Annotated in this window: 6 protein-coding genes; 3 read left to right on the forward strand and 3 right to left on the reverse strand. The window is 39.5% G+C overall.

Annotated features, from left to right (window positions below):
- The first annotated feature begins 9 nt into the window (after positions 1–9).
- Positions 10–342 carry an ArsR/SmtB family transcription factor gene (locus UYI_RS0127855; RefSeq protein ID WP_016869972.1) on the forward strand — a complete coding sequence of 111 codons (333 nt, stop codon included), beginning with the start codon at positions 10–12 and terminating at the stop codon, positions 340–342.
- Between the two features lie 61 nt (positions 343–403).
- Here UYI_RS0127855 and UYI_RS0127860 read toward each other — a convergent pair whose 3' ends face one another.
- The gene (locus tag UYI_RS0127860; RefSeq protein ID WP_016869973.1) at positions 404–1,180 is read right to left on the reverse strand and encodes a metal ABC transporter ATP-binding protein; all 777 of its coding nucleotides are present in this window, start codon (positions 1,178–1,180) and stop codon (positions 404–406) included.
- Positions 1,181–1,229: 49 nt separating this feature from the next.
- A complete protein-coding gene (locus UYI_RS0127865) occupies positions 1,230–2,234 on the reverse strand; it encodes a metal ABC transporter solute-binding protein, Zn/Mn family (protein ID WP_016869974.1) in 1,005 nt (334 codons plus the stop codon).
- Positions 2,235–2,599: 365 nt separating this feature from the next.
- Between UYI_RS0127865 and UYI_RS0127870 the strand changes: the two genes are divergently transcribed.
- Together UYI_RS0127870 and UYI_RS33620 are read left to right on the forward strand one after the other, a co-directional pair.
- Positions 2,600–4,255 carry an iron uptake porin gene (locus UYI_RS0127870; protein ID WP_016869975.1) on the forward strand — a complete coding sequence of 552 codons (1,656 nt, stop codon included), beginning with the start codon at positions 2,600–2,602 and terminating at the stop codon, positions 4,253–4,255.
- A gap of 369 nt (positions 4,256–4,624) precedes the next feature.
- Positions 4,625–6,028, forward strand: a complete 1,404-nt coding sequence (locus UYI_RS33620; RefSeq protein WP_199332395.1) for a hypothetical protein — start codon at positions 4,625–4,627, stop codon at positions 6,026–6,028.
- A 227-nt stretch (positions 6,029–6,255) separates the two neighbouring features.
- On the opposite strand, the gene UYI_RS0127880 is transcribed toward UYI_RS33620, so the two are convergent.
- Positions 6,256–7,095 (reverse strand): tetratricopeptide repeat protein, encoded by an 840-nt coding sequence (locus tag UYI_RS0127880; RefSeq protein WP_016869977.1) that lies wholly within the window; start codon positions 7,093–7,095, stop codon positions 6,256–6,258.
- Positions 7,096–7,225: the final 130 nt, after the last annotated feature.

Genomic DNA, 7,225 nt, shown 5'->3' on the forward strand with positions numbered 1-7,225 from the left:
AAAAGCGAGATGTTTACAAAAGAGTTGCAACCCCTATCAATTCAACTTCTTAGCAGCGAAAAAGCCCAAAGGATGGCAGAATTTTTTAGTTTCTTAGGGGATGCTAATCGTCTGCGAATTCTATCTCTTTTAGCTGAAAAAGAATATTGTGTTAGTGATTTAGCAGCGACACTGGACATGAGTGAATCTGCTGTATCTCATCAGTTACGAAATTTACGAGTCATGCGCTTAGTTAATTATCGTAAGCAAGGTCGTCGCGTATTTTATCGCCTCCACGATAACCATGTTTTGCATCTTTATCAAGCTGTTGCTGAACACCTAGATGAGAAGGATGAAGGATGAAGGCAGAAGGCAGAAGGCAGAAGGATAAAAATTTATACTTCATCCTTCACACTTCATCCTTTTAATGTTGGTGTTGGTAGCGGCTGAATCCTGGGCCGTAGGTTGCTAACAGATTTTGTGGTGAAAGTGCAATTTCTGGTACTCCGGTGCAAACGATAGTTTGGTTGAGACAAATCACGCGATCGCAATAACGACTGACCATATCAATATCGTGGGAAACTTGTAAAACTGTCCAACCTTCTTCCTGCTTCAGTTCATTTAGCAAGGTATAAAAATCTGCCGCACCTTGTACATCTACCCCAGCAAAGGCTTCATCTAGTACTAATAATCTTCTAGGCATTACCAAGCAATAAGCAAGCAATACTCGCTTTAGCTGACCACCACTGAGAGTACCAATTGCTTGGTTTCGCAGATGATAAGTATCTGTTCGTCGTAAAGCCGAGGTTACAGCTGCTGCTTTTCCCTGATTTCCCTGCCATAGGCTTTGAAAAAGTGAATTTTCCCTTTTCCCTTCTTTGACCCATCCCAAGCCTACCAACTCACTTACAGAAATCGGAAAACTGCGGTCAAAAATAAAATGCTGTGGCACATAGCCCAACTGATGGCACAAGTGTCCTAGTCTAGTTACTGGACGACCAAATATTTCTATATTGCCAGCAGTGCGAGGAATTAAATCTAAAACTGCTTGTACTAAAGTACTTTTACCTGCACCATTAGGGCCAACTATAGCAGTATTTGTCCCGGGCAACAAATCAAAGGAAACGTCCCGAATAGCTAAATAATTACCCTTATTTACACTCAATTCTTCTACTTTCAGGACAGGAATTTCAATAGTCATTACTTAAAAGTCAACGAACAACAAACAAACAACAATCAACTAATTACATCTATTGACAAGCTGTTTCTAAAGTTTGTAAATTATTTCTCATTGCCTGAAAATAATGTTGTGGGTCTGTTGAACCTGTTTCCAAAGAATCGAGTTCATATAAAGTTAAATTCAAGTCTTGAGAAAGACTTTTCAATAATTTGTTATCTATTCCTGGTTCACCAAACAAAGCTTTAACATTATACTTTTTCACCGCATTAACCGCTTTTTGTACATCAGTTGGTGTCAGTTGATCTTCAGGAATTTCTACTACTGCTACTTGCTTGAGGTTGTAACGTTTCGCTAGGTATGGATAGGCATCATGGAATGTGATAAATGTGCAGTTAGGATTCTTTTGTAAAGTCTGCTGATATTGATTATGTAAATCTTCTAATTGTTTTATATAAGCTGCTGCATTTGCTTCGTATGTGGCTTTATTTGCAGGATCAGCCGCAATTAAACCATCCCGGATATTAATAACTTGTTGTTTTGCCAAAACAGGATCTAACCATACATGGGGATTGCCTTCACCATGTTCATGGTTGTGTTCTGCTTTATTTGCTGCTTCTACAACGGGTGATATTTCTTCAACAGTTTGAATGCCTTTACTGGCATCTATTTGTGTTAACTTCGCATTTTGGGCATTTTTGACTGTTGGTTCTAAAAATTCTTCTAAACCCAAGCCGTTTTTTACTAATAGATTAGCTGTAGCGATCGCTTTCACATTTTCTGGTGTAGCTTGATACTCATGTACTTCTGTTCCTGGAGGTACTAAAATTGCTACGTCTGCTGCATCTCCTGCTACTGCTTGAGTAAACCAATACATCGGTAAAAAGGACGCCACTACTTTAATTTTTTTTGATTCTGCTGTCGGTGTGGATGCTGCTTCCTGTGCTTGGGGCGATTGTTCTGCATTGACTGAGCGTTTTGTATCTGCTTGATTACAAGCAGTACTCAATAAAAGTAAAGTTATCAAAGATACAATACTGCTTGGAAATTTATTTTTTTTACTTGCTCTGTGAGTCACTGCCTGATTACCTCCCCAGGGATTAGGTCTTGACAATGAGTCTTATTCTACCTCTAATAGAAAGAAAAATAATTTTCATTCTCATGAGATGTTTGTTTAGAAATGTAAATTTAGCGATAGATTTTTCCAACAGTCCCTATGGTCAATCTGTTGCCCAAATAGCCATGTAGTTATGATTCCTAGACTTTTTGTTAAAAAAATTGCTAACAACATGATAAATTATTTGAGAATACTTTTCAATAAATCTGCTGTCAGCAAGCGGAGTGGTAATTTGTCAAAAATATACAGTTGAGTTTGTAGTTAGCGCATTAGGACTGGGAGGTAGTTATTTCCCTTGTGCCTTTTTTAGTTTAGTGTGAGGAAAAATGCAAAAACTTTGGAAATCTTTGCTGGTTAGTCCAGCAATTCTCGGCGCCATCCTACTTGTTGATGCTACCGCATTAGCTGGAGAAACAATCAATACTTCCGAAAACACTCCACCGCAGTTGGTAGTCACTCCCAAGCAAAAAGTTGAGAACAACAATACTCAATCTCAAGTAACTTCGGTTTCTCAATTGTCGGATGTACAACCAACAGACTGGGCATTTCAAGCTTTACAATCACTAGTAGAACGCTACGGTTGTATAGCTGGATATCCAAACGGTACTTATCGCGGTAATCGGCCGATGACGCGTTATGAATTTGCCGCAGGTTTAAATGCATGTTTAGATCGCGTCAACGAAATCATCGCTACCGCCACATCAGAGTTGGTAACAAAAGAAGATTTAGCCACATTACAAAGACTGCAAGAAGAATTTTCCGCAGACTTGGCGACTCTGCGGGGTCGTGTAGATACATTAGAAGCACGTACCGCAGAATTGGAAGCAAATCAATTTTCTACCACCACCAAATTAACTGGACAAGTGGTAATGGCAATTACCGATGTTCTGGGAGGAGATAATGTTAATGGTGTGGATGCTAAAGATAACAATACAACTCTTGGGGCGCGGGCGCGTGTAGAATTAAACACTAGTTTCACAGGGTCAGATACTCTATTTACCAGGATTCAAGCAAATAACATTCTTAACCCAGATATTGGCACATCAGAAGGTAGTCTGTTTTTTGCTGGTGAGGATGGCACAACTGATGCTTTCCTGGATGCACTCTGGTACAGATTTTCGCTGACTGACAGTACTGAGGTAATTGCTATTGCCAATGCAGGCGCAGCCGACGACGTTACAAATACAGTCAATCTGTTTGATGGAGATGGTGCATTTGGTGCATTATCAACTTTTGGTACACGTAACCCTATTTATTACCAAATGGATGGTGCGGGTTTGGGTGTTACTCAAAACTTTAGCGAAGCATTAGCACTCAGCTTAGCGTATTTGGGGAGTTCACCTAATGACCCATCTGCTGATAATGGTATATTTAACGGGCCTTACGGCGCACTCGCACAGCTAACATTTCAACCGAGCGATCGCCTGACTGTTGGCTTAACCTACATCAATGCTTATAATCAGGAACTCGGTGCTGGTAGCACACGTGCCAATCCTATCTCTTTCCTTGAGTCTCAACTGACTCCTCCCCCTGATGTTCCTGGAGAACCAGAACCGGTGACTGTACCATTTTCCAGTAACTCCTACGGTCTACAAGCATCCTATAAACTTAGTGATAATTTTGTTTTGGGTGGTTGGGTTGGTTACACTAATGCTCGGAACTTATCAACAGAAGGAGGAACAATTGACCGTGGTAAGCTGGATATTTGGAACTGGGCAGTAACTCTAGGATTTCCTGACCTCGGTAGCCAAGGCAGCTTAGCGGGTATCATTGTCGGCATGGAACCGAAAGTTACAAGTTCTAGCATCAATGAAATCGATGAGGACGAAGATACCTCATATCACTTTGAGGCTTTTTACCAATATCAGGTGAGCGAAAATATTAGCATTACTCCAGGTGTGATTTGGCTAACTGCACCGGATCATAACAGTGACAATGACGATGTGATCATTGGCGCACTCAGAACTACCTTTAGTTTCTAACTTTTTTTGGACAGATAAAATTTCTAGTATTTCACCACATTGATTTTGATAGGTTGGCCAGAATCCCCGACTTTTTAAAAAAGTCGGGGATCTAACCCCTCGCAACTCCTCAAAACTTATGTGGTCGAGTACTAGATAATCGTTCTAAAGCAGTTGCTTTAGGGCGATTTTTATAATATCAATGAATCTTTGCGTAGTCAGTTAAAAATTTAACTGTTGGTAAAAAATATTTTAACCACAGAAATGGGAGGTGTGGCTACCCCATAAATGAGTGGATTATGATACAATTGTACTATACAGGATAAAAATTAAGTGTGTGATGTGGAAATTGCATTATTTTATCCAAGAGTTTTGCGGAAACATAAAATTATGCAGCAAGTAGAAGAAAACAATAGAATTTCTCTGTTGGAACTGCTGAAAATTTTGGAAGCGCATCGCAATCATATTATTATCAACCTCAAGCACCTACAAGCAAACTATCAAAGAACAGGTGTCAAAAGAGTTCCAGGTTTCAGAGATGAAAATGGCAATCTTATTAAGCCTTGGCTAACAACACAATACATAGACAATGGTGAATATGTTGGTATGGGTACGTTTGAACTTAACCACAACACAGCCAATATCAACATGCTGATTACCCGCAAAGTCAGACTGATCAAGACAGAAGATAAAACTCCTATTTTTGAAGTTGCGGGTTTATTGGTAAATGACTTAAATAGCTTTAATAATTACACCATTGTTAGTGAAGGCGAAGTCAATGTCAAATCACTACAAGTTAAGATTAGCAGCAAAAAAACTTTTGACTTGCTGCGAGAAAAAGGTGTACTAGAAAACGAAGAGTATGATTTTCGCCGTGAGTATACTCTCAGATTAGATCATCTGCCCCTTGTACCCATTGAGCAACATTACAGTAGTATTGAGGGTTTATTTTATCAACTTGCAGAAGCTAAAGTACTTGCCAGTATTATTTCTGCACTTTTGAAAAAAGAGTCAGATATCTTTTTACCAGAACAGTTGGAAGAGTTGAAAAAGCATTATATTTCTAAACGTCTTAACCTCAACTTTCCCACAACTAACGAATACACTAACATTAAAAAAGCTCTAGCTCAACGTAATCTTGATTCACGCGTTAGCTACAAAATTGATATTGGTAGCACCGACATTCTCAATCTAGGTAAACTACATTCTGCTAACAAGTTTCTTGATAGGATGTATGAAGTTTATCATACAGCAACAGGAGAAATTATCTCCAAGCCTAGCTTTGATATGGTTTTTCATGAAAATATCGCTTGCAGACACAAGCAATTATCATCTCGGATAAAAATTACTCCCGTAGATGAGTTCATGAAACCGATTTTTGATGATTTTCTGGGACTAGATAACAATGGTATTGTTGCTAGCATTCTTAGCAAAATTGGTGCTGAGAACTTGTCACAAATTTTGCAACAGCAGCGCGATCGCAAAAGTGTCAACAAAGATGATCTGATAGCAGCCCTCTTTACAACCAATGCTAAGTTAGAGGAATTTACCTCAGAAATCTACCGTGACAAAATTAGTCCCTTAGTATTATATATTGGTTCTACCGGAGTGTTGCCAGATGGAATGAATGCAAAGGTTATGACTGCGCCAGAACTTACTAAAAAATATCCGAATTTGCTGTTTTCTAAAGACGAGCAAGAAGGCATATTTTTTATAATTGGTGACAGTATTATTAGTGTATACGCAACAAGGGAGTATTACACTAAAAAAGTCAGTTTTGCAATAGAAAAATAATATCATGTCCGGTTAAATACTTATATTATTCGTTGGGGTCGGTAATAGGTAATAGGTAATTGGGATATGACTATACCCAATGCCCAATGCCCCAGCTTTATATCATAAGCAATTAGCCGGACTTGGTATAAGGGAGTTATAGAGTTCACAAATTCGTAGCGAAAAAACTCTGCTACCTGGTGCGTTTCCTTTGCGAACCTCTGCGTTTCAAAATGATAATTAACATATCAGATTGAAACCAAACTTTCACCTGTCTGCTGCTCAATTTTAGTAATCAGTTCTAAAACATGTTGATACTGTGTAGTATTTCCTTGTCGTAAAAATAGATCTGCGGCCTTTTCAAAATCATCTATTGCCCCAAAGGAGTCTGCCTGGTTGTAACGAGTCACACCCCGGTTGTAGTAAGCAAAAGCTTCATTGGGATTGAGACGCAGTGCTTGGTTATAGTCTTCTATTGCTCCTTGGTGATCTCCTTGTTCATCCCGGACATTGCCTCGACCGACATAGGCAAGGGCATCATTTGGGTTAAGACGAATTGCTGTGGTATAATCTTCCACTGCTCCCTTTTTATCTCCCAAATCATTGCGGGCAAGACCTCGGTTGTAGTAGGCAAGAGCATAACTAGGATCAAGATTAATAGCTCTGTTATAGTCCTGTATGGCGCCTTGGCTATCTCCCAAGTCATAACGGCTATATCCGCGATTAACGTAGGCAACAGGATCACGAGGGTTGAGGCGAATTGCTGTGGTAAAGTCCTTGATCGCTCCTTGTTTGTCTCCTAAATCATAGCGGGTATAGCCGCGGTTAACATAAGCGATCGCATCATTAGGATCAAGTCCAATGGCTGCGGAAAAAGCTGCGATCGCGCCTTCTAAATCTCCTTGGTTATACTTATTGACTCCCTGATTGTAGAAGTCATCAGCTTTGGTGGTTGTAAGTTGCTCTATTCTAGGGCTGATTATCTGTTTAGCATTAGCGGGTGCTACAGATGCTGTCAAAGTCAATATAGCGATACCACAGAACCCTACAACCCCTGTCAATACTTGACCTGATAATCCTAGTCTCATTTTTATAGCATTATTTATAGTTGCTTCTTTATATTGCTACACTTCTGGGAGATTCTTTTACGCAATTATTTTGTAAAACTGTGTAAAGTTATTGTGGGAGATAGGAAGAACAGAGATTGAAGAAGGCAGA

The sequence above is a fragment of the Fischerella muscicola PCC 7414 genome, assembly GCF_000317205.1.
GTDB lineage: Bacteria > Cyanobacteriota > Cyanobacteriia > Cyanobacteriales > Nostocaceae > Fischerella > Fischerella muscicola.

What these genes read in the sequence shown, in the direction of transcription:
- UYI_RS0127855 (WP_016869972.1), top strand. Translation starts at nt 10, where the DNA reads ATGTTTACAAAAGAGTTGCAACCCCTATCAATTCAACTTCTTAGCAGC.
- UYI_RS0127860 (WP_016869973.1), bottom strand. Translation starts at nt 1,180, where the DNA reads ATGACTATTGAAATTCCTGTCCTGAAAGTAGAAGAATTGAGTGTAAAT.
- UYI_RS0127870 (WP_016869975.1), top strand. Translation starts at nt 2,600, where the DNA reads ATGCAAAAACTTTGGAAATCTTTGCTGGTTAGTCCAGCAATTCTCGGC.
- UYI_RS33620 (WP_199332395.1), top strand. Translation starts at nt 4,625, where the DNA reads ATGCAGCAAGTAGAAGAAAACAATAGAATTTCTCTGTTGGAACTGCTG.
- UYI_RS0127880 (WP_016869977.1), bottom strand. Translation starts at nt 7,095, where the DNA reads ATGAGACTAGGATTATCAGGTCAAGTATTGACAGGGGTTGTAGGGTTC.